This is a genomic window from Mycobacterium sp. NGS41, assembly GCF_059812725.1.
The window spans coordinates 20667-39938 of the sequence record NZ_JCALDF010000030.1; the positions used below are offsets into that span (position 1 = coordinate 20667).

The window sequence follows — 19272 nt, forward strand, 5'->3', positions numbered from 1 at the left end:
TCACGGCATCGCCTCGGCCCACATCATTTGGCCCTCGAAGCCCAGCGATGTCGCCATGGCGCGGTAGCGGTCGCGATAATCGCGGTAACCGGCCTCGTCTCCGCGCGCATGGGCCAGCAGCGCGCGTAGCCGCAGCAGGGAGATCTCGTGTATTACCAGGCCGGGATCGATTGGCACAGACGCCAACTGATCCATCGCCCGCGATGCCTCGTCGAGATCACGTGCACCGCCCCGTTGCAGCAATGCCTCCACCAGCACACCGGTGGCCAGCGCGGTCCAGATGCACCCTCCGGAGTTGAATAGCTCTTCGACGACGTTGCGCGCCAATTCGATGGAGCTTGCGATATCGCCGGTCCGCGCCATTTCCCGGGCGATGTGGGCGTCGGCCAAAGGCAAATTGGTCCGGCTGAACCGGTCGATCGCGGCCCGCTCTCGGACCTTGGCGAGCAATTCGAAGCCACGTTCGCGCGCGGGGCCGTCCTGATATGCCAGCGCGAGGCCATGAACCCCTTCTGCTAAATCGAGAGCGAGATCATCACCGGATTGCTCTGCGATGGCGAGGAATTCCGCAGTGTGGCGCAATGCTGTCGCATCAGGCACCAGCACGCCGTATGGGATTGCGGGGACGTACGTGAACCACATGACGCCGGCAAGCGTCCCTGGATCGGTCGCGAGCGCACGCGCCGCCGTGATGGCCCGGTCGAAGTCGTCTTTCCAGCCGCCAACGCCGAGGCACCATCGGGCAAAACCGCGCATGGTTGTTGCGACCGTCAGGGGCGACTCGAAGATGAGGCTGCCTTTGGCGGGATCATCCTCGGCAAGGTCAATGACGAGCTGGGCGAACCGCAGCATGTCGGCCATTTCGGCGGTCTCGTGTTTGGGCAGCATTGCGGCATAGCCCAGCGCGACTGTCAACGTTGGGTCGCCGATCGCCTCCAACAGTTGGACGAGCTCGTCGGCGAGCTGCGATGCCTCCTGGCGATGCGCTTTCATCGTTTGCCACGTCACCAGGCCCGCCATACCAATCGCTAGCGATTGCCGATCGTCCGCGGCGGTGCACAACTCCCGCAGCTCCTCAAAGCCGGTGTCGGCACCACTGCCGCCGATTCGAAATGCGGTGGCACACAACAGCGTGCGGGGCGCGATCCGCATGGTCAACCGATCGGGGTCGTCGTGGGAGAGCCGATCGGCGACCTGTCGGGCACGTCGCCAACTCCTCCGGGCCGCGTCCATGTCGCGGAAGGTAGACCACGTTCCGGCGCGCATGTGCCAGTCGAAGGCTGCATGCAAATCCCCCGCCGCCTCAAGGTGTTCGGCGATCAGCGCCGCGTTCTCGTCCGCTGATCCACGCGCTTGTATTGCTGCCGCAAGCCGCTGATGCGATTGCGCACGCACGGATTTGAGCTGCGACTCGTAGGCCACCGTGCGGATCAGCGGATGGCGAAACGCATACGCGGCACCCGGTGCGAATTTCACCTGACTCACAAGTTCCGCCTCGATCAGCGGCGCCACGTCCACGTCGGCGATCAGTTCGCCAAGAAGATCGTCGTCGAATCGCGCTCCGATAACCGCCGCAGCGTTCAGCGTCTGTTTGGCCGATGCCCCAAGGCGATCAATGCGTGCCCCGATGGTGGCTTGCAGTGTGGCCGGTACGTCGACATCCGCGACGTCACCACACGGTTGATAGGCGCCGGGTTGGCCCTGCAGCACGCCGCGTTCAGCAAGATCGCGTACGATCTCCTCAACGAAGAACGGATTTCCGGCCGCCCGGTCGGTGATTTGCGCGGCAAGATCGCCCGTCGACGAGCCAGCGCCAATGAGTTCAGCCGTCAACGTAAGAGTGTGTTGATCGCTCAACGGCCGCAACGTAATTGTTTGCGCACCGGGCATTCGACTCAGCGCCCCTTGGTATTCCGGACGGTAGGTGATCAGGGTCAACGATGGGATCTGCGGCACGACGGCCAGGAACTCGGTCAGCATCGACTCGCTGATCTCGTCGATCCAGTGCGCGTCCTCGATGACGTAGACCGCCGCTTCCTGCCGGTCCAGCGCTCCGGCAGTCACCAGCGCGGTCAACCGCCGGCGCCGCGCATCCGGGGCGATATCCGGCAGCGGCGTGGCCGAATCACGAATGCCCAGCAGGTCATCCAGCAGCAGCAGGTCTTCCGGGTCGGCCGCGGGGAACCGGACGCGCAGCTGGGTGCGCGCAGTGTCGACGTCCAGTTCGTCGACTTCCATTGCCGCACGCAGCATCCTGGCTACCACACGGAACGCGATGTCGGCGGCGTGCGACTCGCAATAGGTGCTGAACACCGGCACACCGCGACCGCTAGCAATCGCGGCAGTTTCACGAACCAATCGGCTCTTGCCGATACCCGCCGGCCCCACGATGTTGACGATGCAGCCAGAGCCGGCGATCGCTTCTTCGAGGATGCTGCTGACAGTCGTCAGTTCCCAACTGCGCCCGACCAGTTTCGATTCGGTGCGGCGATGCGGTTGATGCTCGCCGATGGCCAACAAGCGCCTGGCGAGCAGCGTGGTCCCGCCTTTGACGTGAACCATTTCGGGCTCACTGAGGACGACCGCATCGCGCGCCAACTTGGCCGTCGAATCGCTCAGCATCACCCCGTCCGGTGGTGCCACCGACTCCATTCGCTGCGCCATCCCCACTTGCTCACCGATGGCGGTGTATCCCATTGGCCCCGAACCGATTTCACCGGCGATCACCTGTCCGGAGTTGAGACCGATCCGCAGCCGCAGATCCACGCCGTCTAGATCTCGGACGTCGATGGCAAGCCGCTGCGAAGCTTCCTGAAGGCCCACGGCCGCCAGACAGGCACGAATGGCGTGATCCTCCAACGCTATCGGCGCGCCGAATACGGCCATGATGCCGTCGCCGGTGAACTTGTCGACCGTGCCGCCGTAGCGCTGCACCACCGTCACCGCGCGATCAACGAGATCGGCCATGATCTCCCGCAGGCGCTCCGCGCCCACCGCGGCGGCGATGTCCATCGAACGAACGACATCGGCGAACAGGACCGTCACCTGCTTGTACTCCGCTGATTGAGTGGTATGCGCCACCGGCGCACCGCACTCACTGCAGAACTTGGCCGTCGCGCCCAACTGGGTGCCGCACGACCCGCACGAGAGGCCTGCCGCAGTCAGTGCAGCGTCGTTGTCCACCTCAGTATCGTGTCACCGCTGATCAGTGGTGTCTGTCGTTTTGATATGCGCCGGTCCCGTCATTCAGCCGACCACTTTGACCTCGCATCACGAGCCTGATACAGGCTCAGAAGTTGATAGCGCATGCGCTATCGCATTTCGAAAGCGGATGGGGCGAGCCGCGGCGGTGCTGAAGTGACGCCTGTGAATGCAACCACGAAACCACGCGTTGACACCGGCCAAAAACCGACGATAGTCAACAGCTATGGCGCTGCTGCCAGACCCTGAACCCAGGCAGCGACAACACGTCGTGATTTCGGTCGATGACCATGTCATCGAGCCACCCGACATGTTCACCGGCCGGCTCCCCCAAAAGTTGGCCGAGAAGGCGCCCACGGTCGTCGAGACCGCAGACGGCCGCCAGGTGTGGCGTTACGAAAACCGCGAGTACCGGAATATCGGGCTCAACGCGGTGATCGGGCGGCCGCACGAGGAATGGAGCATGGAGGCAGCCCGCTTCGACGAGATGCGGCGCGGCTGCTGGGACATCGACGCGCGCATCGCCGACATGGACCTGGCCGGCATCTGGGCATCGCTGAACTTCCCGTCGCTCATTGCCGGGTTCGCCGGCACGGTGTTCTGGAAGAGCGACGACCTGGAGCTCGGGCTGGCCACGCTGCGCGCCTGGAATGACTGGCACCTCGGGGTATGGGCGGCCAGCTATCCGGACCGCATCATCCCGCTGCAGCTGCCGTGGCTGGCAGACCCGCAACTCGCGGCCGACGAGATAGGCCGCAATGCCGCACGCGGTTTCAAGGCGGTCAGCTTCCCCGAACTGCCGGCCCAGTGCGGCATCCCGAGCCTGCACAGCGGCGTGTGGGATCCGTTCTTCGCCGCCTGCGAGGAAACCGACACCGTCGTCTGCCTACACACCGGGTCGGCGCAGTGGGCGCCAATTCCGGCTCCCGACACCCCATTTGAGACCATCACCACGCTATTCCCGGTGAACGGCCTGGTGGCCTGCGCGGACATGCTGTGGTCAGGCATCCCGGTCCGCTTCCCGGGGCTGAACATCACGCTGGCCGAGGGCGGTCTCGGCTGGGCGGCCATGCTCGCCGATCGGGCTGACTACGTGCTGGCCCACTCCGCCTGCGGCCGCGAGGGTGGATCGTGGAAGGGCGACTTACTCCCCAGCCAGGTGCTAAAGCGCAACTTCTGGTTCTGCTCAATCGATGACCCATCGGCGTTCGGTGCGCTGGACGCGATCGGGGCCGACCGCATCCTCGTCGAAAGCGACTACCCGCACGCCGACTCCACCTGGCCCGACACCCAACAGGTCGTCGCGCGCAACGTCGCGAAACTGTCGAAAGAGGACGCGGCCAAGATCACCCACCGCAACGCCGCACAACTCTTCCGCCACCCGCTACCGGACGAAGGGTGGCTGGCAGCGCAGGTGTAGGGAAGCCACAAGGAGGGCCCATGCTCGACCTGTTGATCCGCGATGCCCAGATCGTCGACGGCACCGGCGCCCCCGCCCGCCACGGCGACGTCGGCATCAGCAACGGACGCATTGCCGCGGTCGGTGACGTGGACGATTTGGTCTCGAAAACCGTTGATGCCCACGGCCTTACATTGGCTCCGGGATTCGTCGACCTGCACACCCACTACGACGCCCAGCTGTTCTGGGACCCCACCGCCAGCCCGTCTCTGCAGCATGGTGTCACCACCGTCTTCGGCGGCAACTGCGGCTTCACACTGGCACCCGCTGCCGAAGACCAGCACGACTACCTCGCCCGCATGCTGGCACGGGTCGAAGGCATGCCGCTCGACGCGCTGCGGGCCGGGCTCGACTGGGGCTGGGCGTCTTTCGGTGACTGGCTCGACCGGCTGGAGGGCCGCATCGCCGTCAATGCCGGTTTCCTGGTTGGTCATTCGGCGCTTCGGCTGGCCGCAATGGGCAGCGAGGCGGTCGGCGGCAGCGCCACGCAAGAGCAGATAGAAAAGATGGTCGGCGTGCTGCACGACGCCCTGAACGCCGGCGCGCTCGGGCTCTCCACCTCGCAATCACCTACCCACAACGACGGTGCCGGCCAACCGGTCCCGTCGCGCAGCGCGTCGCGCGACGAACTGGTGACGCTGGCGGCCGGCCTCCGCGACCACCCGGGCACCACGCTGGAAGCGATCATCCCCGGCTGCTTGTCGGGCTTCACCGACGACGACATCGCACTGCTCACCGACATGTCCGTCGCCGCGGACCGACCACTGAACTGGAACCTGCTGGCGGTCACTTCGGCCAACCCCGACGGGCACCAAAAACAGTTGCGCGCCTTCGACATTGCCGCCGCACGCCGTGGCCGGGTGGTGGCACTGACCTTGCCGCAGGCCATGAAGATCAGACTGTCGTTCCTGTCCGGCTTCGTGCTCGACGGACTGCCCGGCTGGCGCGACACCATGCACCTGCCGGTACCCGAACGGCTGGCCGCCCTCGTCGACCCCGACACCCGCCGCCGCCTCGCCGAAGGGGCCGCGTCGAAGGAGGCGGGGATGCTGCGCAGACTGGCGCAGTGGGACCGGCTGAACATCGTCGAGACGTTCGCCGGCGAGAACGCCGACGCGGCCGGACGCACCGTCGGCGAGGTCGCCGCCACAAGGGGCGGCCAGCCGTTCGACACGCTGTTGGACATCGTGATCGCCGACGAGCTGCGCACCGGGCTGCGCCCGGCGATGGCCGGCGACGACGCGGCCGACTGGCGCGCCCGCGCCGAGGTGTGGCGTCATCCGGGCGCGGTGATCGGCGGCTCGGACGCCGGTGCCCACCTGGACATGATGTGCGGTGCGATCTATACGACATCGCTGCTGGGCCGCGGCGTGCGCGAGCACCAGGTGGTGACGCTCGAGGAAGCCGTCCGGCTGATCACCGACGTGCCGGCCCGGTTCTACGGGCTGACCGAACGCGGCCGGATCGCGACCGGCTGGCATGCCGACCTGGTGCTGTTCGACCCGGCGACCGTCGACCACGGACCCGAGCGCACCCGCTACGACCTCCCCTCCGGCGCCCCCCGATTGGTCGCCGACGCTGATGGGATCGCCACGGTCCTGGTGTCGGGCGTCGAGGTGTGCCGCAACGGCGCCGCCACCGGCGCCTTGCCCGGCACCGTGCTGCGGTCCGGCCGCGATACGGAAACGGTGGCGGCTCATGGCTGAAACGGCGAGCCCGCGCCTCGAGGAGTTCGACCCGGCCACGTTGCAGGACGGGCTGCTGTTGCAGGTCGAGAACGTGCACGAACGCCTGCGCGAGGCGCGGGCCCGGCATCGGGTGATGCGGGGCAACCCGTTCGCCGAGATCAGCGGCGGAGAGCTGGGCAGCCTCGGAGTGACCGTGCTCGGGTTCGATGAGTGCCAATACGTGCTCACGCATCCGGAGACTTTCTCGTCGTCGATTTACGACCAGATAATGGGCCCGGTCATGGGCCGCACCATCCTGGAACTCGGCGGAGCCGAGCATCGGGCCCACCGGGCGCTGGTGTCCCCGTCGTTCCGATCGGCGCTGTTAGAGCGGTGGCGCAGCGAGCTGGTCGAGCTGGTAGTCGACGAGCTCATCGGCCGGTTCGCTGTGCGAGGAAACGCCGAACTGGTCCGCGAGTTCACCTTCGCGTTCCCGGTGCAGGTCATCGCGCGCATCCTGGGCCTGCCCCGGTCGGATTACCCGCGTTTCCAGCGGCTGTCGATCGAGCTGCTCAACGTGGTCTACAACTGGGACGCCGGCATCGCCGCGTCCAGGGCGTTGAAGACGTATTTCGGTGAGGTGCTCGCCGACCGCCGGCGTGCGCCGCAAGACGACCTGGTCAGCACCCTGGCGGAATCCGAGATCGACGGCAGCCGACTGACCGACGACGAGATCTTCGCGTTTCTGCTGCTGATCCTGCCAGCCGGCGTGGAGACGACGTACCGCTCGTCGGGCAATCTGTTGGTCGCGTTGCTCAGCCAACCGGCGCTGCTCGAGGCGGTGCGGGCCGATCGCGGCCTGGTGCGCGGCGCCATCGAGGAGGGGCTGCGCTGGGAGCCGCCGATCAGCTCGGTGGTGCGGCTGGCCGCGTGCGACTGCGCGTTGGGTGGGGTCGAGATTTCGTCGGGAACGACCGTCAACATCAGCGTCGCGGCCGCCAACCGGGACCCCGTCCACTACCCGGACCCGGACCGCTTCGACCCAGCCCGCAACCACATCACGCACCTGACGTTCGGCGGCGGTCCGCACCTGTGCCTGGGCATGCACCTGGCCCGGATGGAGACGACGGTCGCACTCAACGCGCTGCTGGACCGGCTGCCGGAGCTGCGGTTGGACCCCGGCGCACCCGCGCCGAAGATCACCGGTATCGCATTCCGTTCACCCGCCGCGCTGCCAGTCGAGTTCACTGCGGCATAGTCGGGACCGATGATCCCGACGAAATTGCTGCTGAAACTGTTCGGTGCGGTGCTGATCGTGGCCGGTCTTGCCGGATGCGCTGCACACTCACCCACCGCGTCGTCGCCATCGGCGACCCGGTCGCCCGCGGCCGGCGCGTGGGTGGAGGACGCTGTCACGTTCTCGGTCGGTGACATGACGGTGTACGGCACGTTCCGTCATCCGGCTGGCCAGGGCCGCCCGGTCCCCGGGGCATTGTTGATCGCCGGCAGCGGGCCGACCGACCGTAACGGCAACTCAGCAGCCATGCCCGGCCAGGCCGACACGCTGCAGAACCTTGCCCACGCCCTGTCCGACGACGGCGTGGCCAGTTTGCGTTACGACAAGCTCGGCACCGGTCAAACCGGCGCCGGTCCCTACGCCGCAGACCCGGCAAAAGTTGATATGGCCGTCTTCCAGGACGAGGCGACGGCAGCGCTGAACTTCCTGGCCGGCCAATCCGGCGTCGACCGCGGTCACCTGATGGTGATCGGCCATAGCGAGGGCGCCCTGTATGCGCTGCTGCTCGCCACCGCCGCACCCGGGACCACTCCGCCGGTACAGGCGCTTGGGCTGGTCGAGCCGCAGAGCCGCCGCATCCTCGACCATGTATCCGAGCAAGCACACGCCCAGGCCGACGCCGCCGTCAAGGCCGGAAGACTGACCGCTGCGCAGGCCACCGAGAGCACGGGCGCGATTGACAAAGCCATTGCGGAATTTCGCGCGACCGGAAAGGTTCCGGCCGACGAACCGGCTGGACTGAAGCCGATCATCAACGCCGCCAATGCACGGTTTCTTCAGCAGGAAGATGCCATCGATCCCGCAGACGTCGCCGCCAAGCTCCCCCGCGGTATGCCGGTGCTGGTCACCTGCAGTGACGCCGACATTCAGATCACCTGCGATGATGTCGACCATTTGATTTCGGGCCTGAGCACTGCGGGGACCAAGACCGACTACGTGCATCTGACCGGCGTAGACCACGTCCTCAAGGAGGATGCGAGCAAGACGGCCGGCAGTTACACGAAGCCGCTGCCGTTCTCCACCCAGCTCACCGGCGCACTCGCCTCGTTCGTCAAAGAGAACGTGACCTGAAACCCATCACGCCGAGCAGACGCAGAATCGCCTCAAAACCATCGGGTTTGGGCGATTCTCCGTCTGCTCGCGCCCACCTACAGATAACCCGTTTGGTTCACCAGTCGCACCGAAGATGCTCCGTCGGAATAGAACTCGGCGATGCTGAGCGAAGCAAGATCGAGGTGCAGCCGGTAAAGGATGCCAGGCCCGGCATCCAGCGCCAGCCGCAGCAGCATCTTGATCGGCGTGACATGGGAAACCACCAGCACCGTCGCGTCTTGATATCCGGCGAGAATGCGTTCGCGCGCCCGACGCACCCGCACCAACGCATCGTCGAAGCTTTCGCCGCCGGGCGGCGCCGTGCTGGTGTCGCGCAGCCAGCGCCGGTGGAGATCCCGATCGCGTTGGGCCGCTTCGGCGAACGTCAGCCCCTCCCAGGCGCCGAAGTCGGTCTCGATCAAGTCGTCGTCGACGGTCACATCCAGCCCCAGTGCCTTCGCCGCCGCCGCGGCCGTGTCGTAAGCCCGCTGCAGCGGTGAGGAAATCACCGCAGCGATGCCGCCACGCTCCGCCAGATACCGCGCCGCAGCCTGTGCCTGCTGCCGCCCGAGTTCGGTGAGCGCGGGGTTGCCACGCCCCGAATAGCGGCGCTGCACCGACAACTCGGTCTGCCCGTGTCGCAGCAACAACATCCTCGTCGGTGTACCGCGAGCGCCGGTCCAACCCGGTGGAGAATGGGCCGCAACGGATTTCGCTGGCTCAGCAACCGGCGTTGCTTCGCCGTTGAGAGCGGCTGCGGCGTCCATCGCCTCGTTGGCCAACCGATCGGCGTGCGAGTTACGTTCCCGCGGAATCCAGGCGTAGCTGATCCGGTCAAAGCGCGACGCCAACGTCCGCGCCTGAGCGTGCAGCTCCGCCAGATCGGGGTGCTTGACCTTCCATCGTCCGGACATCTGCTCGACCACCAGCTTGGAATCCATGAAGACCGCGACCTCGGTGGCACCCAGCTTCACGGCATCGTCCAAACCCGCAAGCAGGCCCCGGTATTCGGCGACATTGTTGGTCGCCCGCCCAATCGCCTCTTTGGTCTCGGCCAGCACCGTGGAACCGTCTGCGGTCCGTACCACCGCGCCGTATCCGGCCGGCCCGGGGTTGCCGCGCGACCCCCCATCGGCCTCGATGATGACCTTCACTGCTGGAATTCCTTGACTCGCAATAGGATAGCGCCGCATTCCGGGCATCGCACCACGTCGTCGTCGGCGGCTGCGGTGATGCGGGCCAGCTCGCCCCGGCCGATCTCGATGCGGCAGGCGCCGCACCGATGTCCCTGCAGCGGGCCGGCGCCCGGACCTCCCCGGGCCCGCTGTCGTTCGTAGAGCGCCGAAAGGGCCGGATCCAGCGTCGCCGTCAGCTCGTCGCGTCGCAACGAATGTTGCTGGCGGGCCTGGTCGATTTCGGCCTCCGCGGCGTCGAGAGCGCTTTGCGCGCTGTCCAGGTCGACCTGCAACGTCTCGATCGCCCGCGCCTCGGCGGCCAGTTGCTCTTGCAGCTCTTCGCGGCGCTCCATCACCTCCAGCAGAGAATCTTCCAGGCTCGTCTGACGGCGTTGCAGGGTCTCCAGCTCGTGCTGCAGATCGCTTAATTGCTTGGCGTCTATCGCCCCCGACTTGAGCAACGACCGGTCCCGGTCCTCGCGCTGCCGCACCGCGTCGATCTCCGACTCGAAGCGCAACACCTGGGCGTCCAAGTCCTCCACCGCGATTCGCACCGCTCCCAGCCGGTCGGTTGCCGCGTCGTGTTCGGCCCGCAGTTGCTCGTAAGCCTCCCGCTGCGGCAGGTGGCTGGCGCGGTGCGAGATCCGGGACAGCTCAGCATCCAGTTGGGTTAATTCCATCAGCGACCGTTGCTGCGTTACTTCGGCTTTCATGGCTGATCGCTCCAAGCGTCCATCTCGAGGTTCCACGGGTCGGTGCGGATGCTGCATACCCGCACCGACAGGGCGGTGCCGAATCGTGAGCGCAGCAGGTCGGCGGCCTGGCCGCACCACGGGAATTCGCTTGCCCAGTGCGCGACGTCGATCAAGGCGACATCCGACGCGCGCAGATGTTCGTCGGCCGGATGGTGTCGCAGATCGGCCGTCACGTAGGCCTGCACCTCCGCGCCGGCCGCCGCCCGCAGCAGCGAATCCCCGGCGCCGCCGCACACCGCGACCCGCGACACCGGCATGTCGGGGTTTCCCGCGGCGCGCACTCCCCAAGAGGTCTTCGGTAAGGCTGCCTCGACTCTAGAAGCAAAGGCGTGCAATGGTTCTGGCCGCGCCAGGGCACCGACGCGGCCGAGCCCGGCGTCCGACGGCGGCGGGACCAGGGCGAAGATGTCGAACGCCGGCTCCTCGTACGGATGGGCGGCGCGCATCGCCGACAGCACCGCGGCGCGCGCCCGCGCCGGTGCGACCACTTCGAACCGGTCTTCAGCCACCCGCTCCACAGCGCCGACGCTGCCGATCGCGGGCGACGCCCCCTCGTGCGGCAGGAACTGTCCGATACCTTCAACGCTCCAACTGCAGTGTGAATAGTCGCCGATGTGCCCCGCGCCGGCGTCAAACACCGCCGTCCGCACGGCTTCCGCGTTCTCGCGTGGCACGTAGATGACCCACTTGTCCAAATCGGTCTGGCCCGATAACGGCTCGAGCACTCCTTCGACGGCCAGGCCGAGCGCGTCCGCCAACGCGTCGGACACACCGGGTGACGCGGAGTCGGCGTTGGTGTGGGCGGTGAAAAGTGAACGGCCGGAACGGATCAGGCGGTGTATCAAAGCGCCTTTCGGGGTGCTGGCCGCGACGGTGTCGACCCCCCGCAGCAGCAACGGATGATGGGCCAGCAGCAGGCCGCCGTCGGGAACTTCGTCGACGACCGCGGTCGTCGCGTCGACCGCGACGGTCACCGAGTCCAGCAGATCGTCCGGGTCGCCGCACACCAGGCCGACCGAATCCCACGACTCGGCCAGCCGCGGCGGGTATGCCTCGTCCAGCGCGTCGATGACTTCGGCCAGTCGCACGCTCATCGCAGGAACTCGGCGATCGCGTCGGTCAGCAGCGGCCATTCCGGACGCACCGCCGCGCGCAGGTATCGCTCGTCCAGGCCGACGAACGTGTCGCAACGACGAACGGCAATATCGTTGGCCTGCAAGTGCTTCCGCACCAGCTCGGCGTCCGGCATGCGGAACAATACGAACGGGGCCCGGCCGTCGACCACCTCGGCACCCACCGACCGCAGGCCGGTCACCATCTGCATGCGCAACGTCGCCAACCGCGCCGCGGCATCGGCGGCTTTCGCGACGGCCTCGGGCGCGCAACAGGTCGCGATGGCCGTCAGTTGCAGCGTGCCCAGCGGCCAGTGCGCACGCCGTGCGGTCAGCCGGGCCAGCACCTCCGGCGCACCCAAGGCGTAGCCCACCCGCAGCCCGGCTAGCGACCACGTCTTGGTCAGACTGCGCAGCACCAGCACGTCGGGCAGCGAGTCACCGGCCAGCGATTCCGGCTCGCCGGGAATCGAATCGGCGAACGCCTCGTCGACCACGAGAATCCGCCCGGGCCGTCGCAGCCTCAGCAACTGCTCGCGGGCATGCAGCACCGCGGTCGGGTTGGTCGGATTGCCGACCACGACAAGGTCGGCGTCGTCCGGCACGTCCGCGCCGTCCAGACCGAACGGCGGCCGCAACACGACGTGGTGCACCGGCACCCCCGCCGCGGTCAGCGCCAGGGCAGGCTCGGTGAAAGACGGCGCGACGATCGCCGCCCGCGCTGGGCGCAGGTTGGGTAGTAGCGCGATCCCCTCGGCCGCCCCGGCCAGCGGCAGGACCTCCTCGCGGGAGCGGCCGTGGCGCTCGGCAACCGCGTCCTGCGTCCGAAGCACGTCCTCGGTGCCGGGGTAGTGCGCCAAGTCGGGCAGCCGCGCCGCCAGCCGTTGCATCAGCCACTGCGGCGGGTGCGCATCGCGTACGTTGACGGCGAAGTCCAGCATCCCGGGCGTGACGGCCTGATCGCCGTGATAGCCCAGACTCGCCATCCACGAAACACTAGTGCGCCGCGGCGCCGCCCTCCTACGTCGGCCAGCCAAATGCGAGGCGGCCTCTTGCCAGCGCCGGCACGTGCAAACCTGCGCCTCGCGGTTTGCGCTCCCGCCGGATCACCGACAATGGGAGCGTGACAGACACGATGCCGGCGAGCGGAGCACCACAACTGGTGGTCTTCGACCTCGACGGCACCCTCACCGACTCCGCCGAAGGGATCGTCGCCAGCTTCCTGCATGCGCTCAGCCACATCGGCGCGCCTGTGCCCGAGGGTGACCTGATCGCCAAGATCGTCGGCCCGCCCATGGACGAAACCTTCCACGCAATGGAGCTCAACGGCCGCGCCGAGGAGGCGATCGCGGCCTTCCGTGCCGAATACGGCAGCCGGGGCTGGGCGATGAACACGCTGTTCGACGGGATCACCGCGCTGCTGGCCGACCTGCGCGCCGCCGGCGTCCGGCTGGCCGTCGCCACCTCCAAGCTGGAAACGACGGCCCGGCGCATCCTCGCCCACTTCGACCTCGAGCAGCATTTCGAGGTCATCGCGGGGGCAAGCCCTGACGGTTCACGCAAGACCAAGGAGGAAGTGCTGGCTCACGCGCTGGCCCAGCTGCATCCGCTGCCCGAGCGGGTGCTGATGGTCGGAGACCGCAGCCACGACGTGGATGGAGCTGCCGCACACGGCATCGACACCGTGGTGGTCGGCTGGGGGTACGGGCAGGCCGACTTCGACGACGGGTTCGGCACCGTCACGCACGCCGCGACCGTCGACGAACTGCGGAGGGCGTTAGGTGTCTAAGGGTGTCTGATCCGCTGCACGTCACATTCGTCTGTACCGGCAACATCTGCCGTTCGCCGATGGCGGAGAAGATGTTCGCGCACCAGATCGAGGAGCGCGGCTTGGCCGACGCGGTGCGGGTGACCAGCGCCGGCACCGGTGACTGGCACGTCGGCAGCGGCGCCGACGTGCGGGCGGCCCGCGTTCTGCACGCCCACGGCTACCCGACCGACCACCGCGCAGCCCAGGTCGACCACGACCATCTGGCGGCCGATCTGCTGGTGGCGTTGGGCCGCAACCATGTTCGTTTGTTGCGACAACTGGGCGTCGAGGACGAGCGGATACGGATGCTGCGATCATTCGACCCGCGCTCGGGTGCTTTCGTCCTCGATGTCGACGATCCCTACTACGGCGACCACGACGACTTCGAAGATGTTTTCGCCGTCATCGAGGCCGCGCTGCCCGGCCTGCACGCCTGGGTCGACGAACGGCTCGCGCAGAACGGACATGGTTGATGCGCCGTCTGGCATTCCTGCTGCGACCGGGCTGGATAGCGCTGATCCTGGTGGTCGTCGCCTTCACCTACCTGTGCTTTGTGGTGCTCGCACCCTGGCAGCTGGGAAAGAACACCAGAACATCGCGACAGAACCACCAAATCGAGTCTGCGCTCAACACTGCGCCGGTCCCCCTGAAAACACTGCTACCACAGCAGGATTCATCTGCTCCGAACGCGCAGTGGCGCCAGGTGACGGCGACGGGCCACTATCTGTCCGACATTCAGGTGCTGGCCCGGCTGCGAGTGGTCGAGGGCGACCAGGCCTTTGAGGTACTCGTGCCCTTCGTCGTCGACGACGGACCGACCGTCCTCGTCGATCGCGGTTACGTGCGTCCCGAACCTGGCTCTCATGTACCGCCGATCCCCCGTCCGCCGCAAGGCACGGTGACCGTCACAGCGCGGCTGCGCGACTCCGAACCACTGGTAAAGGACAAGGAACCGTTCTCCAGAGACGGTGTCCAGCAGGTGTATTCGATCAACACCGGGCAAGTCGCGACCTTGACCAAGGTCGCACTGGCCGGCTCTTACCTGCAATTGGTGGACAACCAGCCCGGCGGGCTCGGCGTGATCGGCCTGCCTCATCTGGACGCCGGACCCTTCCTGTCGTACGGCATCCAATGGATCTCGTTCGGCATCCTCGCCCCGATCGGATTGGGCTATTTCGCCTACTCCGAACTGCGTCTCCGCCGCCAGGAAAAGCAGAAGGCGCCGGCGCCGGACGCCCCGATGACCGTCGAAGAGAAACTCGCCGACCGCTACGGCCGCCGGCGATAAGCCACACGGCGTTGAGTGTGTACTGACGGCTTTCGGCGTGCAGCGACGGCGGAAAAATCGCAATTTCGGCTCCCTACATACACATTCAAAGCCGTGAACTCACACTCAACGCCGACCCGCTACGCCCATCGGCGATAAGCCAGTAGCCCCGCCAACCCGGCCGCCCCCGCCTGCACCAGCCGCGACAGCACCACCGCGCGGCGCAAGTCAGCCACCGTCGGCTCCCGGCCGCAACCCAGCGTCGGTCGTATCTGCAGCTCATGGTGGTACTGAGTCGGCCCGCCGAGGCGCACCCCGAGTACACCTGCGAATGCCGCCTCGACCACACCGGCGTTGGGGCTGGGATGCCGGGCGGCGTCACGGCGCCAGGCGCGTACCGCGTCCGACGGTGATCCACCGACGGCCGGCGCACACACCACCGCCAGCACAGCCGTCACCCGCGCGGCGAGATAGTTGACCACGTCGTCCAATCGCGCTGCGGCCCAACCGAATCGGATATAGCGCGGTGAGCGGTAGCCGATCATCGAGTCCAGGGTGTTGACGGCCCGATAACACAACACGCCGGGCACCCCACCCACCGCCGCCCACAGCAGCGGCGCCACCTGAGCGTCGGATGTGTTCTCCGCGACCGATTCCAGCGCCGCGCGGGTCAGGCCGGGGCCATCCAGCCGGGCCGGGTCGCGCCCGCACAGCGACGGCAGCAGCCGTCGAGCAGCTTCCACGTCTTCGTCATCCAGCAGCTCCGACATCACAAGCCCGGTTCGCGCCAACGAGGTTCCGCCCAGCGCTATCCAGGTGGCGATGCCGGTGGCGACGACGTTTCGAGGTGTGCGCTGCAACGTCGCGCCTAGCAGTCCTACCGTCCCGACCAACAGGCCCACATGCAGAACGCCGGCCATCTTGCTGTCGCGGTAGGTGACCCGTTCCAACTCGGCCGCCGCGGCACCGAACACCGCGACCGGGTGTCCCCTGGCAGGGTCGCCGAGCGCAAGATCGGCTAGGTAACCGGCCACTACGCCGATGGTTCGGGCCTGCCGTGTCGACGCAAACACTTCGGCAGCGTCTCATACTCGCCGCCGTGAAGGCGCCCGACGACGGCCTGATCTCGAGATTTGCCGATGCCTGGATGCATGAATCCGCTGCCCGCCAAAAATGTCTGCCCGGCAGCGCCCGATACGTGGTCTACTCGCACGTATGAATCCATGCGGCGGATATCCCCAATGAAGCGGCCCGCCACCCGAGTCGCCGACCTGTTGAACCCGGCCGCGACGTTGTTGCCGGCCGCCAACGTGATCATGCAGCTGTCCTTGCCGGGCGTCGGTTACGGCGTGCTGGAAAGTCCGGTGGACAGCGGCAACGTCTATAAGCACCCGTTCAAACGGGCCCGCACCACCGGCACCTACCTGGCGGTGGCTACCGTCGGGACCGAGTCCGATCGCGCATTGATCCGCGGGGCCGTGGACGTCGCGCATCGGCAGGTCCGGTCCAAATCGTCGAGCCCGGTGCCCTACAACGCGTTTGACCCCAAACTGCAGCTATGGGTCGCCGCGTGTCTGTATCGCTACTTCGTCGACCAGCACGAGTTCCTGCACGGCCCGCTCGACGACGAGACTGCCGACGCCGTGTATCACGATGCCAAGCGACTGGGCACCACGCTGCAGGTACCGGAACGCATGTGGCCACCAGACCGGGTCGCGTTCGACGAGTACTGGAAGCGCTCACTGGACGACCTGCAGATCGACCCGCCGGTGCGAGAGCACCTTCGCGGAGTGGCCTCGGTGGCATTTCTGCCGTGGCCGTTACGGGCCCTGACGGGACCGTTCAACCTGTTCGCGACGACGGGGTTCCTTGCCCCCGAGTTCCGCACGATGATGCATCTGGACTGGTCGGAGTCTCAGCAGCGCCGCTTCGAGTGGCTGCTGGCTGCGTTGCGACTGGCCGACCGGCTCATTCCGCACCGCGTCTGGATCTTCGGCTATCAGCTTTACCTGTGGGACATGCGCTCACGCGCGCGACGCGGCCGGCGGATCGTGTAGGGCCGGATCCCTGGATGCGACTTGAGGGCAAGGTCACCATCGTCACCGGCGCGGGCTCCGGTATCGGGTGGGCTGCCGCCAGACGATTCGCCGACGAAGGGGCGCGCGTTGTGTGCGCTGACATCAGCGGGCAGGAACGCGACATCGCCGATCTGCTCGGCGACGTTGCCGTGCCGGTGCGCGTCGACGTCACGAAGGCCGACGACGTCCAACGCATGGTGGCCAGCGCCGTTGACTCCTTCGGCCGAGTCGACATCCTGCTCAACAACGCCGGGTTCGGCGGACCCCACGCGGCCTTGGCCGACATTGACGAAGCGATGTTCGACACCATCGTGGCGATCAATCTCAAGGGCGTATTCCTCGGCATGAAGTACGCGATCCCCGCCAGGCTCGACGCACGGCGGTTCCCGCCGGAGAAGTCACTGTCAACACCGCCTCGGCGTCCGGACTCGTCGGGTGGAAAGGCTTGTCCTGCTACGCGGCGGCCAAAGCGGCCGTGGTGCAGATGACGAAATCCGCGGCGCTGGACTACGCGCGAACAAGCGTGCGCATCAACGCCATCTGCCCCGGCATGACCTACACCGGTATGGCCGGAGCCAAGCCCGGCGCCGAGGTGCCGCCGGGTAGTCATCTGCCGACCCCGATGGCGCGGTGGGGTGAGCCCGACGAACTCGCTTCTGCCGCACTGTTTCTCGCCAGTGACGAAGCCTCATTCATCACCGGCGCGGCGCTGGCCGTCGACGGCGGGTATTCGGCGAGCGGCCCGATGCTGGGTGGGGCGCGCAAACCGGGCTATCGTGTCGACTCATGACCTTCCCGGCGCTCAACCATGTCGCGGTCACCGTTCGTGACCTCGAGACCAGTGGCCCCTGGTACCGCCGGCTACTGGGCGAGCCGGTGCTTGACGAACACACCGACGCCGGCTTCCGCCATTTGGTGTGGCTGCTGGATGGCCGCACGTTGTTCGGCATCCATCAGCACGACCGTCCCCCGGCCGACGAGGAATTCAGCGAGTTCCGCGTCGGCCTGGACCATGTCGGCTTTGGTTGCGCCGACCGCAGCGAGCTGGAGCAATGGGTCACCCGGCTCGGCGAGCTGGGCATCGAGCACGGCGGCATTGTGGACGCGCCCTACGGCTCGGGTTTGAGCTTCCGCGACCCCGACGGCATCGCCCTGGAGTTCTTCGCGCCGCCTGGGTGATGTCGTCGGGGTCGCGCCAGCTCACCGCACCGTGGCGAAGAAGGCGCGCAGGTCCTCGACGAACAACTCGGGTTGTTCAAACGCGGCGAAGTGTCCTCCGCGCGGCATGCTCGTCCAGTGCGTGATGTTGTAGACCGGCTCGCACCAGCGCCGCGGCGCCTTCAGCAGCTCTCCGGGAAAGGCGGCGACGCCGGTCGGCAGTTCGACGCGGTCCATCTGACCCCAGACCTTGAAGCTTTGCCAGTACAAGCGGGCCGAGGACGCGGCGGTGCCGGTGACCCAATACAGCATCACGTTGTCGAGTAGTTCGTCGCGGGTCAGGACGTTCTCGGGGTTGCCGTCGCAGTCCATCCACGCCTCGAACTTCTCGACGATCCACGCCAGTTGACCCACCGGTGAATCGACCAACCCATAGCCCAATGTCTGCGGGCGGGTGGACTGCTGCTTGGAATAGCCGGTGCCCCACTGCCGGTGCTTGGCCAACTCGGCCAGGGCCCGCTGCTCTTCCTCGGTCGGATTGGCCATCGCTTCGGCGGTGGGCCTGCCGATCGGCATGTTCAGATGAATGGCCGCGCAGTGACCACGGTTGCGGCCCAGCTGCGTGGTGACGGCTGCGCCCCAGTCGCCGCCCTGGGCGCCGTATCGCTCATAGCCAAGCCGCAGCATCAGCGTCTCCCAGGCCTGCGCGATCCTTTCGACGCCCCAGCCGGTGCGGTCGGGCTTGCCCGAAAACCCGTACCCCGGAAGCGACGGGCAGACGACATGGAACGCGTCCTCGGCGCGGCCACCATGAGCCGTCGGATCCGTCAGCGGCTCAATCACCTTGTGAAACTCCACAATTGAGCCCGGCCAGCCATGAGTGATCACCAGCGGAAAGGCATCCTCATGAGGGGATCGCTGATGGATGAAATGGATGTCCAGGCCATCGATTTCGGTGACGAACTGATCAAATCGGTTCAGCGCGGCCTCACGCGAACGCCAGTCGTACCCGTCGGCCCAATACGCGGCCAGCTCACGTGTGTACGCCAGCGGAATCCCCTGACTCCAGTCGTCGACACATTCGGCTTCCGGCCACCGGGTGCGCGCCAACCGCGACCGCAAATCGTCAAGAACATCCTCGGGAACGTCAATGCGAAACGGCTTCACCCGTTCATAGTGCCGGGCGCCGTCGCGAGCAGAC

At 66.9% G+C, this 19272-nt stretch carries 17 protein-coding genes and 1 pseudogene; 11 read left to right on the forward strand and 7 right to left on the reverse strand.

What is annotated here, in order from left to right; all coding sequences use genetic code 11:
* Window positions 1-3183: an adenylate/guanylate cyclase domain-containing protein gene (locus AC5Y21_RS21345; protein WP_499915198.1), complete on the reverse strand. Its 3183-nt coding sequence runs from the start codon at window positions 3181-3183 to the stop codon at window positions 1-3.
* Between the two features lie 244 nt (window positions 3184-3427).
* On the opposite strand from AC5Y21_RS21345, the gene AC5Y21_RS21350 reads away from it, so the two are divergent.
* From AC5Y21_RS21350 to AC5Y21_RS21365, 4 genes are read left to right on the forward strand one after another with little or no spacing between them, the layout of a single operon-like run.
* Window positions 3428-4621 (forward strand): amidohydrolase family protein, encoded by a 1194-nt coding sequence (locus tag AC5Y21_RS21350; RefSeq protein WP_499915199.1) that lies wholly within the window; start codon window positions 3428-3430, stop codon window positions 4619-4621.
* Between the two features lie 20 nt (window positions 4622-4641).
* Window positions 4642-6366 carry an N-acyl-D-amino-acid deacylase family protein gene (locus tag AC5Y21_RS21355; RefSeq protein WP_499915200.1) on the forward strand — a complete coding sequence of 575 codons (1725 nt, stop codon included), beginning with the start codon at window positions 4642-4644 and terminating at the stop codon, window positions 6364-6366.
* Window positions 6359-7585 carry a cytochrome P450 gene (locus AC5Y21_RS21360; RefSeq protein WP_499915201.1) on the forward strand — a complete coding sequence of 409 codons (1227 nt, stop codon included), beginning with the start codon at window positions 6359-6361 and terminating at the stop codon, window positions 7583-7585. The genes AC5Y21_RS21355 and AC5Y21_RS21360 overlap by 8 nt, the downstream gene beginning before the upstream one ends.
* Window positions 7586-7594: 9 nt before the next feature.
* On the forward strand, window positions 7595-8695 hold the full coding sequence (locus tag AC5Y21_RS21365) for an alpha/beta hydrolase family protein (RefSeq protein ID WP_499915202.1): 1101 nt from the start codon (window positions 7595-7597) through the stop codon (window positions 8693-8695).
* A gap of 77 nt (window positions 8696-8772) precedes the next feature.
* Here AC5Y21_RS21365 and AC5Y21_RS21370 read toward each other — a convergent pair whose 3' ends face one another.
* Genes AC5Y21_RS21370 through cobC form a run of 4 tightly spaced genes read right to left on the reverse strand, consistent with a single transcriptional unit; the run spans window position 8773 to window position 12744 of the window.
* Window positions 8773-9870, reverse strand: a complete 1098-nt coding sequence (locus tag AC5Y21_RS21370) for a bifunctional RNase H/acid phosphatase (RefSeq protein WP_499915203.1) — start codon at window positions 9868-9870, stop codon at window positions 8773-8775.
* The gene (locus tag AC5Y21_RS21375) at window positions 9867-10604 is read right to left on the reverse strand and encodes a zinc ribbon domain-containing protein (RefSeq protein WP_499915204.1); all 738 of its coding nucleotides are present in this window, start codon (window positions 10602-10604) and stop codon (window positions 9867-9869) included. The genes AC5Y21_RS21370 and AC5Y21_RS21375 overlap by 4 nt, the downstream gene beginning before the upstream one ends.
* On the reverse strand, window positions 10601-11740 hold the full coding sequence (locus AC5Y21_RS21380) for a Nif3-like dinuclear metal center hexameric protein (protein WP_499915205.1): 1140 nt from the start codon (window positions 11738-11740) through the stop codon (window positions 10601-10603). Before AC5Y21_RS21380 ends, AC5Y21_RS21375 begins: the two co-directional genes overlap by 4 nt.
* Window positions 11737-12744 carry an Rv2231c family histidinol phosphate aminotransferase CobC gene (gene cobC, locus AC5Y21_RS21385; protein WP_499915206.1) on the reverse strand — a complete coding sequence of 336 codons (1008 nt, stop codon included), beginning with the start codon at window positions 12742-12744 and terminating at the stop codon, window positions 11737-11739. Before cobC ends, AC5Y21_RS21380 begins: the two co-directional genes overlap by 4 nt.
* Before the next feature lie 149 nt (window positions 12745-12893).
* Between cobC and AC5Y21_RS21390 the strand changes: the two genes are divergently transcribed.
* From AC5Y21_RS21390 to AC5Y21_RS21400, 3 genes are read left to right on the forward strand one after another with little or no spacing between them, the layout of a single operon-like run.
* Window positions 12894-13547, forward strand: coding sequence for an HAD-IA family hydrolase (locus AC5Y21_RS21390; protein ID WP_499915234.1), 654 nt, complete (start codon window positions 12894-12896; stop codon window positions 13545-13547).
* 2 nt (window positions 13548-13549) lie between these two features.
* Entirely contained in the window at window positions 13550-14041 is a 492-nt protein-coding gene (locus AC5Y21_RS21395) for a low molecular weight protein-tyrosine-phosphatase (protein WP_499915207.1), read from the forward strand.
* The gene (locus AC5Y21_RS21400) at window positions 14041-14856 is read left to right on the forward strand and encodes an SURF1 family cytochrome oxidase biogenesis protein (RefSeq protein WP_499915208.1); all 816 of its coding nucleotides are present in this window, start codon (window positions 14041-14043) and stop codon (window positions 14854-14856) included. Before AC5Y21_RS21395 ends, AC5Y21_RS21400 begins: the two co-directional genes overlap by 1 nt.
* A 119-nt stretch (window positions 14857-14975) precedes the next feature.
* Here the strand turns inward: AC5Y21_RS21400 and AC5Y21_RS21405 are convergent, their stop codons facing one another.
* Complete coding sequence (locus AC5Y21_RS21405) at window positions 14976-15908, reverse strand: cobalamin biosynthesis protein (protein ID WP_499915209.1); 933 nt, start codon at window positions 15906-15908, stop codon at window positions 14976-14978.
* Window positions 15909-16076: 168 nt separating this feature from the next.
* Here AC5Y21_RS21405 and AC5Y21_RS21410 point away from each other — a divergent pair, with 168 nt between their 5' ends.
* The 4 genes and pseudogenes from AC5Y21_RS21410 to AC5Y21_RS21425 all read left to right on the forward strand — a co-directional run bounded on the left by AC5Y21_RS21410 (window position 16077) and on the right by AC5Y21_RS21425 (window position 18092).
* On the forward strand, window positions 16077-16892 hold the full coding sequence (locus AC5Y21_RS21410) for an oxygenase MpaB family protein (RefSeq protein ID WP_499915210.1): 816 nt from the start codon (window positions 16077-16079) through the stop codon (window positions 16890-16892).
* 14 nt (window positions 16893-16906) lie between these two features.
* A pseudogene (locus AC5Y21_RS21415) lies at window positions 16907-17218 on the forward strand (SDR family NAD(P)-dependent oxidoreductase); the annotation flags it as partial.
* A 29-nt stretch (window positions 17219-17247) separates the two neighbouring features.
* Window positions 17248-17703 carry an SDR family NAD(P)-dependent oxidoreductase gene (locus tag AC5Y21_RS21420; protein WP_499915236.1) on the forward strand — a complete coding sequence of 152 codons (456 nt, stop codon included), beginning with the start codon at window positions 17248-17250 and terminating at the stop codon, window positions 17701-17703.
* The gene (locus AC5Y21_RS21425) at window positions 17700-18092 is read left to right on the forward strand and encodes a VOC family protein (RefSeq protein WP_499915211.1); all 393 of its coding nucleotides are present in this window, start codon (window positions 17700-17702) and stop codon (window positions 18090-18092) included. Before AC5Y21_RS21420 ends, AC5Y21_RS21425 begins: the two co-directional genes overlap by 4 nt.
* Before the next feature lie 21 nt (window positions 18093-18113).
* Here AC5Y21_RS21425 and AC5Y21_RS21430 read toward each other — a convergent pair whose 3' ends face one another.
* Window positions 18114-19238, reverse strand: coding sequence for an epoxide hydrolase family protein (locus AC5Y21_RS21430; protein WP_499915212.1), 1125 nt, complete (start codon window positions 19236-19238; stop codon window positions 18114-18116).
* Window positions 19239-19272 lie beyond the last annotated feature (34 nt).